This is a genomic window from Pleomorphomonas sp. T1.2MG-36 (assembly GCF_950100655.1).
Classification (GTDB): domain Bacteria; phylum Pseudomonadota; class Alphaproteobacteria; order Rhizobiales; family Pleomorphomonadaceae; genus Pleomorphomonas.
Map to the genome: position 1 here is coordinate 827,158 of NZ_CATNLY010000001.1, position 20,375 is coordinate 847,532.

The following is a 20,375-nucleotide window of genomic DNA, read 5'->3' on the forward strand; positions in this document are numbered from 1 at the left end:
GCTTGCCATGATAACAAAAGGCCCGGATCGCTCCGGACCTTTTGCGTCATGGATCATGCAAGGCCGTTCAGGCCTCGGCAAGCGCCCGCTTGACGTCCGGCGGCACGATCTCCGCCTTCACCATCGACAGCGCTTCGTCGAGCGACATCGACTTCGGATGCTGCGAGCCGAGGGTGCGGACGTTGACCGACTTTTCCTCGGCTTCCTTGCGGCCGCAGACGAAGATCAGCGGGATCTTGGCCAGCGAATGCTCGCGGACCTTGTAGTTGATCTTCTCATTGCGCAGATCGATGTCGACCCGCACGCCGGCCTTCAGGAGCTTCTGGTAGACTTCCTTGGCATAATCGTCGGCTTCCGAGGTGATGGTGGTGACCATCACCTGCGCCGGGGCGAACCACAGCGGGAAGTGGCCGGCGAAGTTCTCAATCAGGATGCCGAGGAAGCGCTCCATCGAGCCGCAGATGGCGCGGTGGATCATCACCGGCGTCTTCTTGCTGCCGTCGGCGTCGACGTAGAAGGCGCCGAAACGCTCCGGCAGGTTGAAGTCCACCTGCGTGGTGCCGCACTGCCACTCGCGGCCGATGGCATCACGCAGCGTGTACTCGAACTTCGGGCCGTAGAAAGCGCCCTCGCCCGGGTTGATGCCAGTTTTGATGCGGCCGCCCGACCGTTCGGCGATCTCGCCAAGCACGCGCGTCATCACCTCTTCGGCGTGATCCCAGAGGGCGTCCGAGCCGACGCGCTTTTCCGGTCGGGTCGACAGCTTCACCGTGATCTCGTTGAAGCCGAAATCCTCATAGACCGACAGGATGAGCTCGTTGATCTTCAGGCACTCGGCGGCCATGTCGGCCTCGGTGCAGAAGATATGCGCATCGTCCTGGGTGAAGCCGCGCACGCGCATCAGCCCGTGCATGGCGCCCGACGGCTCGTAGCGATGCACCGCACCGAACTCGGCAAGGCGCATCGGCAGGTCGCGATAGCTCTTCAGGCCGTGCTTGAAGATCTGGATGTGGCCGGGGCAGTTCATCGGCTTCAGCGCGAAGATGCGCTTGTCCTCGGCCTCGTCGCCAGCCGACTGCACGGCGAACATGTTCTCCTTGTACCAGCCCCAGTGGCCGGAAGTCTCCCACAGCACCTTGTCGAGGATCTGCGGCGCGTTGACTTCCTGGTAGTCGCCCTTGAGCCGCCGCCGCATATAGGCGGTCAGCTCCTGGAACAGCGCCCAGCCCTTCTGGTGCCAGAACACGACACCCGGGCCCTCTTCCTGGAAGTGGAAGAGATCCATCTCGCGGCCGAGACGGCGATGGTCGCGCTTCTCGGCTTCCTCGAGCATGGTGAGGTAGGCCTTGAGGTCTTCCTCGGTATGCCAGGCGGTGGCATAGATGCGGGTCAACATGTCGCGGTCGGAATCGCCGCGCCAGTAGGCGCCGGCCACCTTCATCAGCTTGAAGGCGTTGCCGATCTTGCCGGTCGAGGTCATGTGCGGACCACGGCAGAGGTCCATCCACTGCCCTTGCGCGTACATCTTGATCTTCTGGTCGGCCGGAATGGCGTCGACCAGTTCGACCTTGAAGGCCTCGCCCTTCTTCTCAAACCAGTCCTTGGCCTCGTCGCGGCTCCAGACCTGCTTGGTGAATGGCTTGTCGCGGGCGATGATCTCCCGCATCTTGGCTTCGATCTTCGGCAGATCGTCGGTGGTGAACGGCCCTTCCGGACGGAAGAAGTCGTAGTAGAAGCCGTTTTCGATCACCGGGCCGATGGTCACCTGCGTGCCGGGAAACAGCTCCTGCACCGCTTCGGCCATCACGTGCGCCGCATCGTGGCGGATCAGTTCGAGGGCACGCGGATCATCGCGCGTCACGATCTCGAGCCGGGCATCGGTGACGATCGGATCGTTGAGGTCGGACAGCACGCCGTCGAGCGCCATGGCGACGGCCTTTTTCGACAGCGATTTGGAAATCTGGGCGGCGATCTCGGCGCCGGTAGTCCCCGGAGCATATTCGCGCAGCGAACCATCGGGGAAAGTCACGTGGATCATGGTCGGTCCTTTTCTCGCTCACTCCCGCAGACGACGCGGGTAAGCGGCTTGCTTGAATGGCAAAGGCTTTACCGGCTCGAACGCCGGTTTGTCCAGTGCGCGGCGCGCCGATGCTACGATCCGAAGCTGTTTGCAAGCTCGCTCCGCACGCCGACCCACACAGGAGTTGGAGTCGCCGCTAGAAGTCCTGGTTCCTGAGCAGGTGCGCCGGGATGAGCAGACCGGCACCGATCGCCCCGAGGGTGAAGATCACCCGCAGAAGCGACTGGACGGCGACGATCAAGGTCGCCTCGGCATCGACGAGGTTGGGCGCCGTGACGGACAGGAAGCCGAGGAGGGCTTGCCCGAAGAAGGCTCCCGGCACCATTGGGATGCAGCCGGCAAGAGCGACCGCGTTGCAGGCCGGTCCGAGCTGCTTCCTGAGCGCCGACACCGAACAGCTCGTAACGATGGCAGCCGCGAAGGAAGCGCCTTCGAGGCTCCAGGCGAGATCCTGCCCTATCGTCCGTACGGCAAGCGCCAGGGCGCCGGCCGCCGCGCACCAGGGCAGCGCCCTGAAGCCGAAGTTGAACAGCACGCCGAAGCCGGCGGCTGCGAGCGCCCCGAACAGGGCCTGATGAAAGAGGTGCGGCAGGAGTTCGAGCATCAGAGCGACCTCAGACCGAGCAGGGCTTCGGCGAACCAGACACCGACGGAGGCGAACACCATGATCATCAGCACCCAGACGGCCCGGGCGCTTCCCATGGTGGGGTAGCCGTCCATGATATCGGTCTGGGCATTGGTGGAAGGCACGCCGGGCACCAGGAGCAGGATCGACGCCATCATGGCGAGGCTGACCGTGCCGCTGTTCAGGAGAATCGACCCGATTCCGCCCAAGGTCGCGGAGAGAAAAGCGATGAGACCGGCCACGATGAACACGTTGACGCCGTGATGCAGCAGTTGGTGACGGATGTACTGCCCCACCGTGCCGGCGACCAGAATGGCGACGAACGCCGGCCAGTCGACACCGAGCAGACGGCCGAATGAGGCACAGGCGATCCCGACGGCCAGCGCCACCACCCAGGCCGGATGACGCGGCGTTTCGCGAACCAGCCGTCCGATTTCCGCTTCCACCTCGTCGACACTCATGCCGCCCTGCGAAACCCGTACCGCCAGACGACGGACGGCCTGATCGAGACGATGATTCACGCCAAGCCGGCCAACCTGCATCATGCGCGTGATCGTGTTGCCACCGGCATGGACGGTGACCTCCAGCGAAGCATAGCCCGAGCGCATGCCGACATCCTCGACGCCGAATCCACGCGCGATCATGGCCACCCCCCCGTGGACAACGGAAACCGACGCGCCGCACTCCATCATGATGCGCCCTGCCCGAAGCGCCATGTTGGCGATGCGCTCGAGTTCTCGATGGCGAACGATGACCGGATCTTGCTGCTGTTCCATGTCGCCCCGTCGATTGGTGCACCCACGCCCCGGACCGGCCGCCGCAGATCGGAAAGAGGCACCTTCCCGCAGCCGGCGATTCCGCGTCACTCGAACGAACCCCAAGTGAGATATCAGGGCCGTGACGGCCCGGGCAAGAAGCCCTCCGGAGCGGGGCTGCTTTTTCTTGAGCCATCGATGCCGAAAAACGCGTCGCCCGCCCATTCGGTCGACGAGGCCGCCGGGTGCTGCCGGAGCAGCCGGAAAACCTTGATTCCCGGCGCTTCTTGCCGGCAACGATACGGCGGCCCACACATGCCCCTCGGTTCAGTTCGATGAACACCTGGGAGATGAGCGTTCGATTGGCCTTTCGTAGTGCCTCGGTGCTTGCACAAAAGGCTTAGCTGTGCCAAGACCTATGCTGAAAGGGCTTGCTTGAAACAGAACGATTTCAGCATGCCACTTTCAAGGCGACCTGGTGCACGGGGGGAGACTGTGCGTCACGGCGCGCCGGAGCTGGGAGTTTGAGGCTGGACTGGCCGCTTTTCCGGAACACCTTTCCGGCGGATGGAGCCAGGACAAAATAGGCGGGGATCGATCCAGGACCGACGTGCAGCCAGTATCCAGGTAACTTCTGGTTGCATATATTCTTGCGCCAAAAGGATGGCCGCGGAGATATATACACTCCACCGCAGTGTAGTTGATCTACGACATGGCTTTTGTAGCGAAACCGCGCTAAACCGACAACCGATCCAAAAGGCGTAGTGGCAAACCCGCTGCGCCCATGGACCGGAAAAAGACGCCGATCACGGCGCGAGACCGGTGGAAAGCAGGAAGCGTCTGGAACTGGGCCGTTACGAAACAACGAACGGGCGATGAAATAGCGACCAATGAAACCGATCGTCACGCTCACACTCAATCCATCCATTGACGACACGGCCGAAGCCGAAGTCGTCAAGCACACCCATAAGATTCGCATCACCAACGAGCAGCACGATCCGGGCGGCGGCGGCATCAACGTCACGCGCGTGATCCAGGAACTCGGTGGCAGCTCGATCGCCCTCTACATGTCGGGCGGTACGACGGGCCAGATGTTCGACGAGCTTTTGGCTGCGCGCAACATTCCGCGCAGGCGGATTCCGATCGCCCAGTCGACCCGCGTCGCCCATCTCGTCTACGAGCGGTCGACCGGCCTCGAGTACCGCTTCATCCCGGAAGGTCCCGAGGTGAGCGAGATCGAATGGAAGCGCTGCCTCTATGCACTCAAGGACCTTGAGTGGGATTGGTGCGTCGGCTCGGGTTCGCTGCCGCGCGGCATGCCGGAGAACTTCTACGTCCAGCTCACCGACTTGGTGATCGAGCGCGGCGGCAACCTGGTGCTCGACACCTCGGGCAAGCCGCTCGAGCTGGCGCTGGAGCGCGGCGGCATCACGCTGTTCAAGCCGTCCGAAGGCGAGTTCGCCAAGCTGGTCGGGCGCCCTCTCCCCACTGTTGACGACATGGTGCCCGCCGCCAAGGAGCTCATCGGCTCCGGCAGGGTGAAGATGATCGCCATCACCATGGGTGGCGACGGCGCCTTGCTGGTCACGGCCGAAAACCACCTGTTCCTGAAGGCACCCGAAGTCGAAGTGAAGAGCGCGTCGGGCGCCGGCGACAGCTTCGTGGGCGGCATGGTCTATGGTCTTGCCTCGGGCCTCATTCCGGAAGATGCCTTCCGTCTCGGCGTCGCTTCCGGAACGGCCTCGGTGACGAGTCCCGGAACGCAGCTTTGCCAGAAGGCGGACGTCGACCGCATTCTCGAGCAGATCGGCGCTCACCAGCACAACTGGTAAGCCGGTACATCGAACATTGAAGGGGAGCAGGACAGCCGTTCTGCTCCCCTTTTGCATGGGCGCAGAGCCGGCAGGCGTTTCCCGGTACGGCAGAATCTGCAGGGCAAAGACTGGGGAAGCCCGCCGCTATCCCGTTGAGAAATCTAGGTTACACCATCGGAATGGAACTTGCTTCCAGCTCCTCAAGCTAGCCACAGGCGCGCAGGAGAGGAAACGATGATCAGTTCCAGCGACGGACTCAAGGTAACCGATCTGACGAGAATAGGATCGATGGCAAACGGCCGCATCAAGGCGGTCGACCTGACGCGCGACATGCTGGCGGATTTCGAAACCTACAAGAAGCAGGCGGAAGCTCTCTACGGGACGGCCGAAGACCCATACTCGTCCAGCACCTCAAGGGACGACGGGATTACACTGATCGGTGTCCGCTTTGCCGATGGCGATCCATCGGCGTGGAGGCCGCAATGGGTTTATCCCGACGGCACACCATCCTCCGCATCCACCAGCGGCGATTCTTCGGGCGCGGATCTCATTCAGCGCATGCAATCGCTGTTCTCGGTGAACAACGAGACGGGACCGAAGCAGAGCCGCTGGTCACAGCGCGTTCTCGAAGACTGGTTCGCCAAGCACGCCGAGGCGACGGCCGGAAGCGGGACAGCCAGCGCAGCCAGCCGACTCGCGGCGGACCGCGCCTACGACAAGTCCACGCCGACTGCGACTGCGTGAGGCGGAGCGGATCAGGCCTCGGCCGGTTCGGCCGGCTTCAGACTGACGCTTTCGCCACAACCACAAGAGCCGACCTGGTTGGGGTTGCGGAAGACGAAACCGGTGCGGAGCGGCGTCTGCTCGAAATCCATCTCCGTGCCCAGAAGGAACAGCACGGCCTTGGCCTCGACAAACACGGTGGCGCCATGCGCCTCGACGCGTTCGTCGGCCGGCTGGGCCTCGCGTGCGAGATCGAGCGTGTAGGACATGCCGGCGCAGCCGCCATTCTTGATACCCAGACGGATACCCACGGCATCGTCGGCGTTGCCGACGATTTCCCGCACGCGCTCGGCGGCGGCTTCGGTCAGCGTCATCACGGCAAACTTGGCGACAGCCATGTCATCACTCTCCCAAACCGCCTCGGTTCAAGGCCGAAGCGATACGACTGAAAATAGGAAGCAAACGCATTGCCGGCAAGCATCTTGCCCGCATGGCCGCGTTGCACCCCGAAGACCGCCGAGCGAGGCGACACCGGGATGGGCCTCGGATCTGGCACTCAGTACCAGTCGGTGGCGACCTGGGCTTCCTCGCTCATCCGGTCGGGCGTCCACGGCGGATCGAACACCATGTTCACCTTGACGCCATAAACGCCGGGCACCACGCCAACGGCATTCTCGACCCAGCCCGGCATTTCGCCGGCCACCGGGCAGCCCGGCGCGGTCAGCGTCATGTCGATGGTGACGAGGCGGTCATCGTCGATGTCGATCCGGTAGACGAGGCCGAGCTCATAGATGTCGGCCGGAATCTCCGGGTCGTAGACGGTCTTCAGCGCAGCGACGATATCGTCGGTGATGCGTTCGAGCTCGACCGGCGAAATGGCCGAGCCGCCGGCAGTTTCTGGCTGATTGGGCGACGGATCGCTGTGGTTGGTCATGTCGGTCATGTCGGTCATCCGAACAGGGCCTCGGCCTTTCTGAGGGCCGTGACCAGCGCGTCCACTTCGGCGCGCGTGTTGTAGAGGGCGAAGGAGGCACGGCAGGTCGAGGTCACCCCGAAACGGGCGAGCAGCGGCATGGCGCAATGCGTGCCGGCACGAACGGCAACGCCGGAATGGTCGATGACGGTGGCGACGTCATGGGCATGCGCCCCGTTCATCGAGAAGGCGACGATGGCGCCCTTCTCCTTGGTGGTGCCGTAGATGCGGACGGAGTTCATCTCGCCGAGTCGCTGCATGGCATAATCGCGCAGGTCGGTCTCATGGGCGAGAATCGCTTCCCGGCCGAGGCTTTCCATGTAGCGCAAGGCCGCGCCCAGCCCGATGGCCTGGACGATCGGCGGCGTGCCGGCCTCGAAGCGATGCGGCGGCGCGTTGTAGGTCACTCCCTCGGTGGTCACCGTCTCGATCATCTCGCCGCCGCCCTGCCAGGGCGGCATGGCTTCCAGAAGGTGCCGCTTGCCGTAGAGAACGCCGATGCCGGTCGGGCCGTAGACCTTGTGTCCCGTCAGCACATAGAAATCGGCATCGAGATCCTGCACGTCGACCGGCAGATGCACCGCGCCCTGGCTGCCGTCGACAAGCACCACCGCGCCATGGGCATGGGCGATGCGCGTCACGTCCTTGATCGGCACGATGGTGCCCGTGACGTTGGACATCTGCGTGATGGCGACGATCTTGGTACGCGGCGTGAAGAGCGCCTCGAAGGCTTCGAGATCGAAGCTGCCGTCGTCGCGGACCGGCGCCCACTTGATGACGACGCCCTTCTTCTCTCGATGGAAGTTCCACGGCACGATGTTGGAGTGATGCTCCAGGATGGAGAGGATGACCTCGTCGCCCTCACTGAGCACCATGCCGCCGTAGCTTGCCGCGACCAGGTTGATCGCCTCGGTCGAGGAACGGGTGAAGATCACCTGCTCCATCGACGGCGCGTTGAGGAAGGCGCGCACCGCCTCGCGAGCGTCCTCGTAGGCCTCCGTGGCGGCGTTCGACAGGTAGTGCAGTCCACGATGCACGTTGGCGTATTCGTGGGTGTAGGCATGGCGCATGCGGTCGAGCACGGCGAGCGGCTTCTGCGCCGAGGCGCCGTTGTCGAGATAGACCAGCGGCTTGCCGTAGACCTTCTCGGCGAGGATCGGGAAATCCCCGCGCACGGTCTCGACGTCATAGGACGGAACGGACATCATCATCGTCTCTTGTCTTGGCCGCCCGGCATGCCGGGCGGCGATGCCGGCTTACGCCGCCCTGGCCTTCAGCCAGCCCTCGACGCGGTGGATGAGGGCGTCGTGAACCGCCTGATTCTGGATCTCGTCGATCGCCTCGCCGAGGAAGGCGAGGATCAGCATGCTCTCGGCCTCGGCCTTGGGAATGCCGCGCGACAGGAGATAGAACAGAAGATCCTCATCGATGGCGCCGCAGGTTGCCCCATGGCCGCACTGAACGTCGTCGGCGAAGATTTCCAGTTCCGGTTTGGCATCCGCCTCGGCATCCTCGGAGAGCAGAAGCGACGCCGTCATCATGCGCGCGTCGGTCTTCTGGGCGTGGGCCGGAACGGCGATGCGGCCGGCGAAGGCCGAACGCGCCTCGCCGTCGATGACCGCCTTGTAGAGCTCCCGGCTGTTGCAGTTCTCGGCACCGTGGATCAGCGAGAGCGTCGTGTCGGCATGACGCCGCCCGCTGAGCATGGTGATCCCTCGGAAGCCGGCCTGGGCATCGCGACCGGCGAACTCGGCGAAGATCTGCGCGCGGGCGAGACCGGCGCCCAACGCCGCGTTGAAGGTGTCGAAGTTCGCCTCGCGGCCGATCCTGGCCACCAGAGTGGTCATGCTGACCGCCTCGTCCGGCTCCAGTTGCAGGCGGATATGGTCGACCTTCGCCCCTTCGCCCACCTCGACCACCGTCATGACGTTGGAATGGTGAGCGACGGTGTCGAGCGACTCGATGGTCTCGATCAGCGTCAAGCGGGCGCCCTTGTCGACGGTGACCAAGTGACGCACCGCCGTCGAGGCCGCAGGCTCGCCCTCGGCGATGTGGACGAGCTCCACCGGCCGCGCGATCTCGGCCCCTTCGGCCACGCCGATGACGAGACCGTCGGTCATGAAGGCCGTATTGAGTGCCACTGCGGTGTTCGAGGCAATGACATCGTCAAGCTTCAGCGCGGCAACCACCGCCGCGTCGCCCGCTTCCAATGCCTTGGCCAGCGAGAAAATCGACAGGCCGGGCTCAAGATCCTCGAGATCGGACAGTTCGGGCCGGTAGCGACCGTTGGCGATGACGAGACGGCGTGCCTTGTCGCCCTCCACCGCTGGCGCGGCAATCAGCACGCGCGCCACGTCGCCGGGACCGGCGGCGGGCGGAAACGTCTTCAGCCGGGCGCGCAGGTCGGTGTATTTCCAGTCTTCGACGCGGCGGTGCGGCAGGCCGCTCTTGTCGACGCCGCCAAAGGCGGCATCACGGATGGCGATGACGTCGGCCGTTCCGGGCAGCGACGTCCTCTCGGCCGGGTAGCGGGCGGCAAGCGCCTGTTCTGCCGGCGTGCGAACGGGGGTGGCAACCATGGTCATCCCCCTCAGGCGGCCGCTTCGGCCACGTAGGCAGCATAGCCGTTCTTCTCAAGGTCGAGCGCAAGCTCAGGCCCGCCGGTGCGGACGATTCGCCCATCGGACAGCACGTGCACGATGTCCGGCACGATATGATCGAGAAGGCGCTGGTAGTGGGTGATCACCACGAAGGCACGATCGGGCGAACGCAACGCGTTGACGCCCTCCGACACCACCTTCAGCGCGTCGATGTCGAGGCCGGAATCGGTCTCGTCGAGAATGCAGATCGACGGCTGCAGCAGCGCCATCTGCATTATCTCGGCGCGCTTCTTCTCGCCGCCGGAGAAGCCGACGTTGACCGGCCGCTTCAGCATGTCCGAGGTGATGTTGAGCTTCTCGGCGACGCCCTTCACCAGCTTCATGAACTCGGGCGTCGTCAGCTCGCCCTCACCCTTCGCCTTGCGATGCGCGTTGAGCGCCGCCTTGAGGAAGGTCATGGTGGCGACGCCGGGGATCTCGATCGGATACTGGAAGGCGAGGAACAGGCCCGCCACCGAACGCTCGTTCGGCTCCAGGTCGAGGATCGATGCGCCGTTCAGCAGCACCTCACCCTCGGTGACCTCGTAATCGTCCTTGCCGGCGAGAATGTAGGAGAGCGTCGACTTGCCGGCGCCGTTCGGCCCCATGATGGCGTGCACTTCGCCGGGCTTCACCGTCAGGGTGAGACCCTTCAGGATCTCGCGGTCGCCAATCCGTGCGTGAAGGTTCTTGATCTCGAGCATGGTTCTGTCCTGTCGTCCGTTTGGCCTCGACGCGCATGGCGGAGGCTCGTTGTCGTTGGTCACGAAAAAAGGCGCGTGTCGCGGTGCGCCCGGCCGGATCAGCCGACGCTGCCCTCGAGGCTGATGCCGATCAGCTTCTGCGTCTCCACCATGAATTCCATCGGCAGCTGTTGCAGCACGTCTTTCACGAAGCCGTTGACGATCAGGGCGATGGCTTCTTCCTGCGGCAATCCACGCTGCAGGCAGTAGAACATCTGATCGTCGGAGATCTTCGACGTGGTGGCTTCATGCTCGACAATGGCCGAGGCGTTCTTGCTCTCGATGTAGGGCACGGTATGGGCACCGCACTTGTTGCCGATGAGCAAGCTGTCGCAATTGGTGAAGTTGCGGGCGCCGGACGCCTTTCGGCCGATCGAAACGAGGCCGCGGTAGGTGTTGCTTGACCGGCCGGCCGAAATGCCCTTGGAGATGATCTTCGACGAGGTGTTCTTGCCGAGGTGGATCATCTTGGTGCCGCTGTCGACCTGCTGGCGGCCATTGGAAATGGCGATCGAGTAGAACTCGCCGCGCGAGTTGTCGCCACGCAGGATGCAGCTCGGGTACTTCCAGGTGATGGCCGAGCCGGTCTCCACCTGCGTCCAGGAGATCTTCGAGTTCTTGCCCCGGCAATCGCCGCGCTTGGTCACGAAGTTGAAGACGCCGCCCTTGCCGTCCGAGTCGCCCGGGTACCAGTTCTGGACGGTGGAATACTTGATCTCCGCATCGTCGAGGGCGATCAGCTCGACCACGGCGGCGTGAAGCTGGTTCTCGTCGCGGGAGGGCGCCGTGCATCCCTCAAGATAGGAGACGTAAGCTCCTTCATCGGCGATGATCAGCGTCCGCTCGAACTGACCGGTCTTCTTCTCGTTGATGCGGAAGTAGGTCGACAGTTCCATCGGGCAGCGGACGCCCTTCGGCACGTAGACGAAGGAGCCGTCGGAGAACACCGCCGAATTCAGCGTGGCGTAGAAGTTGTCGGTCACCGGCACGACCGAGCCGAGATACTTCTTCACCAGTTCCGGATGCGTCTTCACCGCTTCCGAGATCGGGCAGAAGATGACGCCGTGCTTGGCGAGCTCGGCCTTGAAGGTAGTGACCACCGACACGCTGTCGAACACCGCATCGACGGCAACGAGCCGCTCGCCCTTCTCGACGCCGGCCAGGATTTCCTGCTCCTTCAGCGGAATGCCCAGCTTCTTGTAGGTGTCGAGCAGTGCCGGATCGACCTCGTCGAGGCTCTTCGGGCCGGCCGTCTTCTTGGGGGCGGCGTAATAGTGAAGGTCCTGGAAGTCGATGGGCGGGTAATCGACGCGCGCCCAGGTCGGCTCTTCCATGGTCTTCCAGCGGCGAAACGCTTCGAGGCGCCATTCGGTCAGCCATTCCGGCTCGTCCTTCTTGGCCGAAATGAAGCGGACGATATCCTCGTTGAGGCCCTTGGGCGCCAGCTCCGACTCGATGTCGCTGACGAAGCCATATTTGTACTTGTCGACGTCGATCGACAGAACCTGATCGACCGTCTCCTTAACTGCTGCCATCTCTTGCTCCTTCCACGCGGTTTCAAGGACCGTGGGAAATCTGTCCTCAATGTAGTCGCTTTTTCTCGCAGCCGGTAGTCACTCAGGCTGCGGCGGTCCCATGTTGTTTCTTCATAGCGGCGAAGACGTTGCGCGCCCGCAAACCGAAGGTCGCGATCTCCTCGTCAGTGGTTTCCGCCCCGATCGACACGCGCAGGCCGCTCTTGACCAGCGTCGGATCGACCCCCATCGCCGTCAGCACGGGGCTCGCCGTCACCTTGCCCGACGAGCAGGCCGAACCGGACGACAGCGCCACGCCGGCGAGGTCGAAAGCGATCACCGCCGTTTCCGCGGCGATGCCCGGCACGGCGAAGCAGAGCGTGTTCGCCAGTCGCGCCGCCCCCTCCGCGAACACCACGGCGTCCGGCGCAATGGCGCGGATCAGAGCCGCGACGCGGTCGCGACGCGCGGCGACGCCCGCCATGGCCTCAAGCTCGGCAAGCGACGCTTCGGCGGCGACGCCGAAAGCGCCAATGGCCGCCACATTCTCGGTGCCGGCCCGTGCCCAGGACTCCTGGCCGCCGCCCGTGACGAGCGGGGTGAAGGCGAAACCATTGCGGCCGCGCACGATGGCGCCCACCCCCTGCCCTCCGCCGACCTTGTGGGCGGAGAGCGTCAGCACGTCGAGCCCCAGCGCTCCCATGTCGACCGGCAATTTGCCGGCCGCCTGCACGGCATCCGAATGAACCAGCGCGCCATGCGCCCTGGCGATCCGCGCCACGTCGGCGATGGGCTCGACGACGCCGGTCTCGTTGTTGGCCATCATGACCGAAACGAGAGCCCGCTCGCCCGCCGCACTGAGTTCGGCAAGACGCCGCTCCAGAACGCCGAGATCGACCACCCCGTTGCCATCGACCGGGATGACCTCGATGCTCTGCGATGGAAAACGGCCGCCACGCGCCACGGCCGGATGCTCGACCGCCGATATCAGCAACCGGTCCAGCCGATACGGCTTGCCGAACAAGGTCCAGTCCGGCGTCAGCACCGTGTTGGCGGCCTCGGTGCCACCGGAACAAAAGGTGACGCCTTTAGCCTCCGCCCCGCAGAGCCGCGCCACCGAGCGGCGGGCACCTTCGACGACGGCGCGAGCGGCGCGTCCTTCGGCATGCACGGACGAACCGTTGCCGGGCCGGCCGAGCAGTTCGACCAGACGCTGCCGGGCGGCCGCCTTCATCGGCGCGCCGGCATTCCAGTCGAAATAAAGGCGCGCCTCCGCCATAACCTACCCCATTCGCGAACACGGCCGGAACGACCGGCCGACTTGCGCGTTCACTATACCATCCGCTTTTTGCCCGCCAGAGCGGCGGGCAAACGCCCAACCCCCCCTGAGGATGCGATTTTTCTTGACGCCGGACCGGCCGGCGGTCCAGTGCAAGCGCACGAGCCGAAACGATGCGCTGTCCGCATCAGTTTTGAGTAATTCTAAATCTAGGACCAGACCCTCCCTGCGTCAATATGACGAGCCTCTGCCGATAACGGCAACGGTCCCCGGGGGACGAGTCGAGATCGAGGACAACATGCCCGAAGTGATCTTCAACGGCCCTGCCGGACGCATCGAAGGCCGCTACCAGCCGGCTGCGGTGCGAAACGCGCCGATCGCCATGATCCTGCATCCGCATCCGGAATTCGGCGGCACCATGAACAACCAGATCGCCTACCGGCTGTTCTACATGTTCAAGGAACGCGGCTTTGCCGTGCTGCGCTTCAACTTCCGCGGCGTCGGCCGCAGCCAGGGCCAGTTCGACCACGGTTCGGGCGAACTGTCGGACGCCGCCTCGGCGCTGGACTGGGTGCAGTCGATCCATCCTGAGGCGCGCTTCTGCTGGGTTGCGGGCTTTGACTTCGGTGCCTGGATCGGCATGCAGCTCCTGATGCGCCGCCCGGAGATCGAGGGCTTCATTTCGATCGCCCCGCCGGCCAACCTCAACGATTTCTCCTTCCTCGCGCCCTGCCCCTCCTCGGGCCTGATCATTCACGGCGACATCGACAAGGTGGTGCCGCAGAAGGACGTGCAGGCGCTGGTGGACAAGCTGAAAGCCCAGAAGGGCATCGTCATCGATCAGAAGATCATCGAAGGCGCCAACCACTTCTTCGACCAGAAGATCGAAGAGCTGATCGAGCACTGCGGCCGCTACCTCGACATGCGTCTCGCGGCTCAGCCGAACGAAGGCTGACCCGTCCCCTCTCGACAGACGGAACATAATTGGAAGGGCCTCGAACCGCCGGTTCGAGGCCCTTTTGTCATCGACGTTAAGACGCCTGCACTAGAAACGAGCGATCAACTCGATCGGATCGCGCACCCAGTCATCCCGGTCGGACGAATGATCGCGCTTATCCACCTCGGCGGCCGCGTTGAAATGAGGCTGATATTCCTCGACCAGCTCCTCGACGAGATGCCGGCGGTCGAGGGTAAAGGGTGATGCCCTCCAGAACACACCGGCGGTAAGCCGCTTCAGGACCGGGTTGGCGGCCAGAACGGCCGAAACCGCGACGATCACGGATTCGCTTTCCCCGACATAGATCGGATGGGCGCGCCCGGACAGCTCCGTCGTCAGTACGAAGACACCCGGCCGGTCGGGCGCATCAGCCCCCGTTTCGAAGGCATGGCCGGCATAGCGGGCGGGCGTCTGGCCAATGGCCGGCAAAGCCTTTCCGCTCGCCGCAGCAGCGGCCGCTGCGACGAAAGACACTTCGGTGACGTTCATGACACATCCTCCCAAAATATGTTCGACGCAACACTGCCAGCAGAAGATAACACTCGCATGAAGAAGATCAAGGGAACATCACCCACAATTGCTATGCAACCTCGTCATAGGTCCATAAATCATACTTAAAATCATACGTACTTATCCCTAAATCCATCTAATTCCCGCAGTAATCGGAGCCGGGATATCATCAGGTAATGTTTACTTACCAATTTTACATTGCGTGCAGTGCGTCTGCCAGTTCTATAAACTCACGAACACGTGACGTGTTCCCGGACTAGCCAGGAAAATTTCTAGTCCGAAAAAGGATAGGAAACTCAACTATTTATCGCTCTCTGGCCGAAAGTACACGCCAAACGAGCCACCGGCCGTTCATGCCGATTTCCGGCTTAGGCAGTCCCGGGGCAAGTGCCGAACCTCGGCCAAGCACCCCACTAGAAGAGGTGCCGAGCCATGGGCTTATCGAGCGTCAGGCGAGACAGACGCGATCGCCGCCGGCCGCTTTCGCCTTACGCAACGCCCGATCGACCCGATCAATGGCGGAACTGCGTTCCTCCCCGGCCGACAGCGGGGTGACGCCGACGCTGGCCGTCAACTGGGCAAGAACGCTGTCCCCGAAGGTCTCGGCGCCGATGATCTTCACGAGGCTGTCGGCAAAGCGGACGGCGGCGTCGGGACCGCCTTCCCGAATGATCACAAAATCGTCGCCGTCGAGGCGGGCCATCACGCCGTCACCACTGGCGACATCGGCCACGATCCGGCCGACCTTGCCGAGGGCGGCATCGCCGGCAGCGCGACCGAACCGATCGTTGAAGGCGCCGAAGGCATCCAGATCGATCATGATCAGGCTGAATGGGCCGGACGGAGCGCGGCGGGAGGACGCCCGCGCGTCGAACTCCGCCTCGAAGCCGGACCGGTTGAGCAGGCCGGTCAGCACGTCTCGAAACGCAACGTCGCCGACGCGCTTCTTGTAGATGCCGAACGCCACCGAGATAAGAGCGAGCGAAACGACGATGACGACAAAGCCGACGGCGAGGTTGAAGAGGAAGCCGAGCCACAAAGGCCGCATCGCCGCCGCTTCGTCCTGCTCGACCATCACCCGCCAGCCAAGATCGGGGACGAGCCGATGCGACAGGAGAATGGTCCGCCCATTGCGTTGGAATGAGTACTGACCGCTCTCTTCCCGAAGAATTCGGTCGGCGATCGCGTCAAGCCCCTCGGACGTCCGAATGGAGGCCCCCACCGGCGTATCGGCGTCGGTGGCCACCACGATCTCGCCGCGCGCGTTGACGAAGTAGATGTTGCGATCGAACTGTTCGCGATAGCGCGCGACGACGTTGCGCACCGTGCGGAAATCCAGACCGACGCCGGCAAGCCCGATCATCTTGCCGTCATGATCGACGACCCGATAGTTGATGAAAACGGTCAGAGCGTCGTTCTGCTGCTTGTTGATGTCGACGTTGACCTCATAAGGGGCCACCGCGTCGATCGACCGGAAGAACCAGTTATCGGCCGGATCGTCGCGCTTGAGGTGACGGGGCGGCGACTGGAAATGATAGTAGGCCTGCGTGTCGCGCGAGACCAGGAAGGCGGTGAAGGTGTTGTACCGGCTTTGAATGCGCTTGAGATAGCGGGTGATCGCCCCGAGATCGAGCTCACCAGAATGCAGCCAGTCCTGCACGAAGGTATCGTTGGCCATCAGCGAGGAGACCAGGATCGGCCGCACCAGATCGGTCTGGATCTCGGAGTAGATGTTGGAGCCGGTGAGCGGCAACTCGGTTTCGACGATCGATTGTCTCACGGTGTCGACGGCGACGAGATAGCTGACCATGTTGGTGATCAGGAAGCCGATGGCGAGAATGGCGCCGATCAATGGGATCATGCGCATCCGGTCCAGCTTGGCGGTCATTCTTCCTCCCGGCACGGCATGAGCGCCGTCGCCACGTCTACGTCATCAAACCTGTGATTCGTTACACCCCCCTTCTACCATAGGTCGAGCCGGCGTCTCGCCGATCAGTCTTCCGGAAATGATGGATTTTCCTCATCCTTGTCGGTCACCTCGAAACCGAGAAGGTTCCAGGACTGCAGCATGTGCGGCGGCAGCGGCGCGGTGACGTCGATCGGTTGGCCACCCGCCGGGTGCGGGATGGTGAGACGACGGGCGAGGAGATGCAGCCTGTTCTGGATACCGCCGGGAAGCTGCCAGTTCTCGATGTCGAAATAGCGAGGGTCGCCGATGATCGGGTGGCCTATCGCCTGACAATGGACGCGCAACTGATGGGTGCGCCCCGTCGTCGGCTTCATGGTCAGCCACGACAGGCGGCCGGCCGAATGCTCGACGATCGAGTAAAAGGTGACGGCGTGCTGGGCATCGGGCTCGCCATGCTTGGCCACCGTCATCATGTCGCCGTCCGGCCCCGAAACGCGCTTCAGCCAGCTTGAGATCTTGCCCTGGGCCGGCTTGGGCTGGCCGAACACCAGAGCCCAATAGATCTTGCGCGCCGAACGGGTCTGGAACGTGCGGGCCAGCGTCGCCGCCGCGAGGCGCGAGCGGGCGACCAGCAGGCAGCCGGAGGTCTCGCGATCGAGGCGATGGACGAGGCGCGGCTTGACGCCCTTGCGGTCACGCAAGGCTTCCAGCATGCCGTCGATGTGGCGCGTCATGCCGGATCCGCCCTGCACTGCCAGCCCTGCCGGCTTGTTGAAGACGAAGACATGCTCGTCCTCATAAAGCAGCAAGGAGCGCAGGTACTCGGCCTCGTTGGCGGAGGCCACCTGCTTCGGGCGCGCCATCGGCGCACCACCTTCGCCATCGTAGAAGGATGCGCCGCTTTGCGCCGCGTCGCCATATTGCACCGGCGGCACCCGAACGGTCTGGCCGGCGCCGAGGCGCTGGTCGGTCTTGCAGCGCCCGCCGTCGACGCGCACCTGACCCGATCGGATCAGCTTCTGCAAATGCCCGAAGCCGAGGCCGGGGAAGTGGTCCTTGAACCACCGGTCGAGGCGCATGCCAGCCTCGTCCTTTGCCACGATGATCGTCTCGACGCGCGGCCCGCCGGGCGTTCCATGGGTCATGCAAAGGCCCTCACGAAGTGGAGACCGGCAACCAGCGCGGCCAACGACAGGACGATCGAGCCGCCGACATAGAGGGCGGCGGCGCCGATCGCGCCACGTTCGAACAATACGACGCTGTCGAGCGAGAAGGAGGACAGCGTGGTGAAACCGCCGAGAATGCCCACCGCCACGAACAGGCGAAGGGACTCGGATCCGTCGAATCTGACGGCCAGGAGCTCGATGAACAGTCCCATGACGAAGGATCCGACGATGTTGACGATCATCGTGCCAAAGGGAAAGTCCGGCCCGAGGAGCCGACCGGTGCCGACGCCTACCAGATAGCGGCAGACCGAGCCGAGGGCGCCGCCCAGGGCGACGAGGAGCACGGAGACAAACGACATGGACGACAACTCGGCCGAAAAGGAGCCGGATCGACATCAGCGATGACGGCAAGCGGCAATTCCGCGCTTTCTAGATCATCGCCCGTCAAATTGGAACCTCAATCGCCGCCTGGCGTTCGTAGAGCAGATCAAATGGCCGACCGGCCGGCAACGGCTCCCCAATCGTGGTACAGTGGATGACAGACACGGCAACGTCGGCGAAAATGCCCGGATTGCGGGCAATCCCGCCAAGGAGGCGCGCTTGCGGATTTGTGCATATTCCGCTATTTCCACGCCGCCGGATCGAGCCGACGTCACCGACGTCCGATCCCTGTGACGGTTCTCCATGAACGACGCAAAATCAAAAGCCCCGCAGACGGCCGCCCCCGGCGCGCCCTCCCCGACCGTGGACGCGAACGGTCACGGAGAGCATCCCCACGCCAACGGCTCGATGCTGGGCCTCGCCGTCGGTTCGGTCGGCGTCGTCTATGGTGACATCGGCACGAGCCCGCTCTATGCCTTCCGCGAAGCCTTGCACCACACGGCCGCCGACGGCCTGACTCGGTCCGAGGTGACGGGCGTCGTGTCGCTGCTTATCTGGTCGCTGACCCTGGTCGTGACGCTGAAATACGTCCTTTTCTTGATGTATGCCGACAACAAGGGCGAAGGCGGCACGCTGTCTCTGGTGGCGCTGGTGCGCGGCGCGCTCGGCAAGCGCGGCGGCTTCGCCCTGGTCATCGGCATCCTCGGCGCCTCGATGTTCTTCGGCGACGCCGTCATCACGCCCGCCATCTCGGTCCTGTCGGCCGTCGAAGGCCTCAAGGTCGTGGCGCCGGGCTTCTCACATTACGTCGTCCCGCTGACGATCGTGATCCTCATCGCGCTGTTCACCATCCAGAGTTTCGGCACCGGCCGCGTCGCGATTTGGTTCGGACCGATCACCGCGCTGTGGTTTCTCTGCCTGGGCGGTCTGGGCCTGATGCACGTCAGCGACGACCCGACGATCCTCTACGCGCTGTTGCCGACATCGGCGGTCGCCTTCGTCATCAGCCACGGCTTTCTCGCCCTCGTCGTCATTGGCTCGGTCTTTCTGGCCGTCACCGGCGCCGAAGCGCTTTACGCCGACATGGGCCACTTCGGCCGGAGACCGATCCAGCTCGCCTGGCTGGTGCTGGTGTTCCCAGCCCTGACGCTGAACTACCTCGGCCAGGGGGCGCTGGTGCTTTCTCGCCCCGAGGCGCTGGAAAACCCGTTCTTCCTGATGGTGCCGCAGCCGATCCTCATTCCCTTCATCCTGCTGGCCACCATCGCCACCATCATCGCCAGCCAGGCCGTCATCACCGGCGCTTTCTCGCTCACCCAGCAGGCGGTCCAGCTCGGCCTCATTCCCCGCATCGAGAGCCGTCACACCTCCGAGACGCAGGCCGGCCAGATCTACCTGCCGCGCATCAACTGGCTGCTGCTCGCCGGCATCCTCGCGCTGGTCGTCTTCTTCCGGTCGTCGAGTGCCCTGGCGTCCGCCTACGGCATCTCCGTGACCGGCGAAATGGTGATGTCGTCTATGCTGGCCTTCATCGTGGTCTGGAAGGTCTGGAAATGGTCGATCTGGGTGGCCGTCGCCATCGTCGCGCCCTTCCTGTCGATGGAGATCATCTTCCTGTCGGCCAACCTGCTCAAGGTATTCGACGGCGGCTACCTGCCGCTGACCCTGGCGCTCTGCGTCGCGACCTGCATGTGGACCTGGGTGCGCGGCAGCGAGTTGGTGTTCGAGAAGTCCCACCGCGAGAACATTCCGCTCAACGACCTGATCAAGATGCTCGGCAAGTCGCACCCGGTGCGGGTCGGCGGCACCGCCGTGTTCCTGACTTCCGACCCGGACATCGCTCCCAGCGCGCTGCTGCACAATCTCAAGCACAACAACGTCCTGCACGCCAAGAACATCATCATGACCGTGCATGTGGTGACGACGCCGCGCTATCCGGACGACCAGCGTGTGAAGATCGAGCCGCTGTCGGAAGACTTCCTCCTCGTCGAGCTGACCTTCGGCTATATGGAGACGCCGAACGTGCCGCGCGCGCTGGCTCAATGCCGCAAGCAAGGCATCAAGTTCGACATCATGGCGACGTCGTTCTTCCTCAACCGTCGCTCCTTCAAGCCGAGCCCGCAGTCGCCGATGCCGATGTGGCAGAACCGGCTGTTCATCTCGCTGACGCGCGTGGCGGCCAACGCCACCGACTTCTATCGCCTGCCCTCCAACCGAGTGATCGAGCTCGGACAGCAACTCACGGTTTGACGGTTGCCTCCATTGGG

General features: G+C 63.8%; 18 protein-coding genes. 4 read left to right on the forward strand and 14 right to left on the reverse strand.

Annotated elements, in window-relative coordinates:
- Window positions 1-67: 67 nt before the first annotated feature.
- The 3 genes from thrS to QQZ18_RS03875 form a co-directional block, all read right to left on the reverse strand.
- The gene (gene thrS, locus QQZ18_RS03865; RefSeq protein ID WP_284538060.1) at window positions 68-2,038 is read right to left on the reverse strand and encodes a threonine--tRNA ligase; all 1,971 of its coding nucleotides are present in this window, start codon (window positions 2,036-2,038) and stop codon (window positions 68-70) included.
- A 178-nt stretch (window positions 2,039-2,216) separates the two neighbouring features.
- Window positions 2,217-2,684 (reverse strand): threonine/serine exporter family protein, encoded by a 468-nt coding sequence (locus tag QQZ18_RS03870; RefSeq protein WP_284538062.1) that lies wholly within the window; start codon window positions 2,682-2,684, stop codon window positions 2,217-2,219.
- Window positions 2,684-3,481, reverse strand: a complete 798-nt coding sequence (locus QQZ18_RS03875) for a threonine/serine exporter family protein (protein WP_284538064.1) — start codon at window positions 3,479-3,481, stop codon at window positions 2,684-2,686. Before QQZ18_RS03875 ends, QQZ18_RS03870 begins: the two co-directional genes overlap by 1 nt.
- A gap of 869 nt (window positions 3,482-4,350) precedes the next feature.
- On the opposite strand from QQZ18_RS03875, the gene QQZ18_RS03880 reads away from it, so the two are divergent.
- Together QQZ18_RS03880 and QQZ18_RS03885 are read left to right on the forward strand one after the other, a co-directional pair.
- Complete coding sequence (locus QQZ18_RS03880) at window positions 4,351-5,292, forward strand: 1-phosphofructokinase family hexose kinase (protein WP_284538066.1); 942 nt, start codon at window positions 4,351-4,353, stop codon at window positions 5,290-5,292.
- Window positions 5,293-5,508: 216 nt separating this feature from the next.
- On the forward strand, window positions 5,509-6,018 hold the full coding sequence (locus tag QQZ18_RS03885) for a hypothetical protein (RefSeq protein ID WP_284538068.1): 510 nt from the start codon (window positions 5,509-5,511) through the stop codon (window positions 6,016-6,018).
- Window positions 6,019-6,029: 11 nt separating this feature from the next.
- Here the strand turns inward: QQZ18_RS03885 and sufA are convergent, their stop codons facing one another.
- The 7 genes from sufA to QQZ18_RS03920 all read right to left on the reverse strand — a co-directional run bounded on the left by sufA (window position 6,030) and on the right by QQZ18_RS03920 (window position 13,145).
- Window positions 6,030-6,395 carry a Fe-S cluster assembly scaffold SufA gene (gene sufA, locus QQZ18_RS03890; RefSeq protein ID WP_284538070.1) on the reverse strand — a complete coding sequence of 122 codons (366 nt, stop codon included), beginning with the start codon at window positions 6,393-6,395 and terminating at the stop codon, window positions 6,030-6,032.
- 158 nt (window positions 6,396-6,553) lie between these two features.
- A complete protein-coding gene (locus QQZ18_RS03895; protein WP_446728595.1) occupies window positions 6,554-6,940 on the reverse strand; it encodes an SUF system Fe-S cluster assembly protein in 387 nt (128 codons plus the stop codon).
- 5 nt (window positions 6,941-6,945) lie between these two features.
- Entirely contained in the window at window positions 6,946-8,178 is a 1,233-nt protein-coding gene (locus QQZ18_RS03900) for a cysteine desulfurase (RefSeq protein ID WP_284538072.1), read from the reverse strand.
- Window positions 8,179-8,226: 48 nt separating this feature from the next.
- The gene (sufD, locus tag QQZ18_RS03905) at window positions 8,227-9,549 is read right to left on the reverse strand and encodes a Fe-S cluster assembly protein SufD (RefSeq protein ID WP_284538074.1); all 1,323 of its coding nucleotides are present in this window, start codon (window positions 9,547-9,549) and stop codon (window positions 8,227-8,229) included.
- Window positions 9,550-9,560: 11 nt separating this feature from the next.
- Window positions 9,561-10,313: a Fe-S cluster assembly ATPase SufC gene (gene sufC / locus QQZ18_RS03910; protein WP_284538076.1), complete on the reverse strand. Its 753-nt coding sequence runs from the start codon at window positions 10,311-10,313 to the stop codon at window positions 9,561-9,563.
- A 98-nt stretch (window positions 10,314-10,411) separates the two neighbouring features.
- Window positions 10,412-11,887: a Fe-S cluster assembly protein SufB gene (gene sufB, locus QQZ18_RS03915; RefSeq protein ID WP_284538078.1), complete on the reverse strand. Its 1,476-nt coding sequence runs from the start codon at window positions 11,885-11,887 to the stop codon at window positions 10,412-10,414.
- An 82-nt stretch (window positions 11,888-11,969) separates the two neighbouring features.
- Window positions 11,970-13,145, reverse strand: coding sequence for a cysteine desulfurase family protein (locus QQZ18_RS03920; RefSeq protein WP_284538080.1), 1,176 nt, complete (start codon window positions 13,143-13,145; stop codon window positions 11,970-11,972).
- Between the two features lie 298 nt (window positions 13,146-13,443).
- On the opposite strand from QQZ18_RS03920, the gene QQZ18_RS03925 reads away from it, so the two are divergent.
- Window positions 13,444-14,100, forward strand: coding sequence for an alpha/beta hydrolase (locus QQZ18_RS03925; protein ID WP_284538082.1), 657 nt, complete (start codon window positions 13,444-13,446; stop codon window positions 14,098-14,100).
- 90 nt (window positions 14,101-14,190) lie between these two features.
- On the opposite strand, the gene QQZ18_RS03930 is transcribed toward QQZ18_RS03925, so the two are convergent.
- The 4 genes from QQZ18_RS03930 to crcB all read right to left on the reverse strand — a co-directional run bounded on the left by QQZ18_RS03930 (window position 14,191) and on the right by crcB (window position 18,086).
- On the reverse strand, window positions 14,191-14,631 hold the full coding sequence (locus QQZ18_RS03930; protein WP_284538084.1) for a hypothetical protein: 441 nt from the start codon (window positions 14,629-14,631) through the stop codon (window positions 14,191-14,193).
- A gap of 469 nt (window positions 14,632-15,100) precedes the next feature.
- Window positions 15,101-16,540 carry a sensor domain-containing diguanylate cyclase gene (locus QQZ18_RS03935; protein ID WP_284538086.1) on the reverse strand — a complete coding sequence of 480 codons (1,440 nt, stop codon included), beginning with the start codon at window positions 16,538-16,540 and terminating at the stop codon, window positions 15,101-15,103.
- A 104-nt stretch (window positions 16,541-16,644) separates the two neighbouring features.
- Window positions 16,645-17,706 (reverse strand): RluA family pseudouridine synthase, encoded by a 1,062-nt coding sequence (locus tag QQZ18_RS03940; protein WP_284538088.1) that lies wholly within the window; start codon window positions 17,704-17,706, stop codon window positions 16,645-16,647.
- Entirely contained in the window at window positions 17,703-18,086 is a 384-nt protein-coding gene (gene crcB, locus QQZ18_RS03945) for a fluoride efflux transporter CrcB (RefSeq protein WP_284538090.1), read from the reverse strand. The genes QQZ18_RS03940 and crcB overlap by 4 nt, the downstream gene beginning before the upstream one ends.
- A 325-nt stretch (window positions 18,087-18,411) precedes the next feature.
- On the opposite strand from crcB, the gene QQZ18_RS03950 reads away from it, so the two are divergent.
- The gene (locus QQZ18_RS03950) at window positions 18,412-20,358 is read left to right on the forward strand and encodes a potassium transporter Kup (protein ID WP_284538093.1); all 1,947 of its coding nucleotides are present in this window, start codon (window positions 18,412-18,414) and stop codon (window positions 20,356-20,358) included.
- Window positions 20,359-20,375: the final 17 nt, after the last annotated feature.

Excerpts from the sequence above, each read along its gene's own strand:
- thrS (WP_284538060.1), bottom strand. The coding sequence starts at position 2,038 with ATGATCCACGTGACTTTCCCCGATGGTTCGCTGCGCGAATATGCTCCG.
- QQZ18_RS03870 (WP_284538062.1), bottom strand. The coding sequence starts at position 2,684 with ATGCTCGAACTCCTGCCGCACCTCTTTCATCAGGCCCTGTTCGGGGCG.
- QQZ18_RS03875 (WP_284538064.1), bottom strand. The coding sequence starts at position 3,481 with ATGGAACAGCAGCAAGATCCGGTCATCGTTCGCCATCGAGAACTCGAG.
- QQZ18_RS03880 (WP_284538066.1), top strand. The coding sequence starts at position 4,351 with ATGAAACCGATCGTCACGCTCACACTCAATCCATCCATTGACGACACG.
- QQZ18_RS03885 (WP_284538068.1), top strand. The coding sequence starts at position 5,509 with ATGATCAGTTCCAGCGACGGACTCAAGGTAACCGATCTGACGAGAATA.
- sufA (WP_284538070.1), bottom strand. The coding sequence starts at position 6,395 with ATGGCTGTCGCCAAGTTTGCCGTGATGACGCTGACCGAAGCCGCCGCC.
- QQZ18_RS03895 (WP_446728595.1), bottom strand. The coding sequence starts at position 6,940 with ATGACCGACATGACCAACCACAGCGATCCGTCGCCCAATCAGCCAGAA.
- QQZ18_RS03900 (WP_284538072.1), bottom strand. The coding sequence starts at position 8,178 with ATGATGTCCGTTCCGTCCTATGACGTCGAGACCGTGCGCGGGGATTTC.
- sufD (WP_284538074.1), bottom strand. The coding sequence starts at position 9,549 with ATGGTTGCCACCCCCGTTCGCACGCCGGCAGAACAGGCGCTTGCCGCC.
- sufC (WP_284538076.1), bottom strand. The coding sequence starts at position 10,313 with ATGCTCGAGATCAAGAACCTTCACGCACGGATTGGCGACCGCGAGATC.
- sufB (WP_284538078.1), bottom strand. The coding sequence starts at position 11,887 with ATGGCAGCAGTTAAGGAGACGGTCGATCAGGTTCTGTCGATCGACGTC.
- QQZ18_RS03920 (WP_284538080.1), bottom strand. The coding sequence starts at position 13,145 with ATGGCGGAGGCGCGCCTTTATTTCGACTGGAATGCCGGCGCGCCGATG.
- QQZ18_RS03925 (WP_284538082.1), top strand. The coding sequence starts at position 13,444 with ATGCCCGAAGTGATCTTCAACGGCCCTGCCGGACGCATCGAAGGCCGC.
- QQZ18_RS03930 (WP_284538084.1), bottom strand. The coding sequence starts at position 14,631 with ATGAACGTCACCGAAGTGTCTTTCGTCGCAGCGGCCGCTGCTGCGGCG.
- QQZ18_RS03935 (WP_284538086.1), bottom strand. The coding sequence starts at position 16,540 with ATGACCGCCAAGCTGGACCGGATGCGCATGATCCCATTGATCGGCGCC.
- QQZ18_RS03940 (WP_284538088.1), bottom strand. The coding sequence starts at position 17,706 with ATGACCCATGGAACGCCCGGCGGGCCGCGCGTCGAGACGATCATCGTG.
- crcB (WP_284538090.1), bottom strand. The coding sequence starts at position 18,086 with ATGTCGTTTGTCTCCGTGCTCCTCGTCGCCCTGGGCGGCGCCCTCGGC.
- QQZ18_RS03950 (WP_284538093.1), top strand. The coding sequence starts at position 18,412 with ATGAACGACGCAAAATCAAAAGCCCCGCAGACGGCCGCCCCCGGCGCG.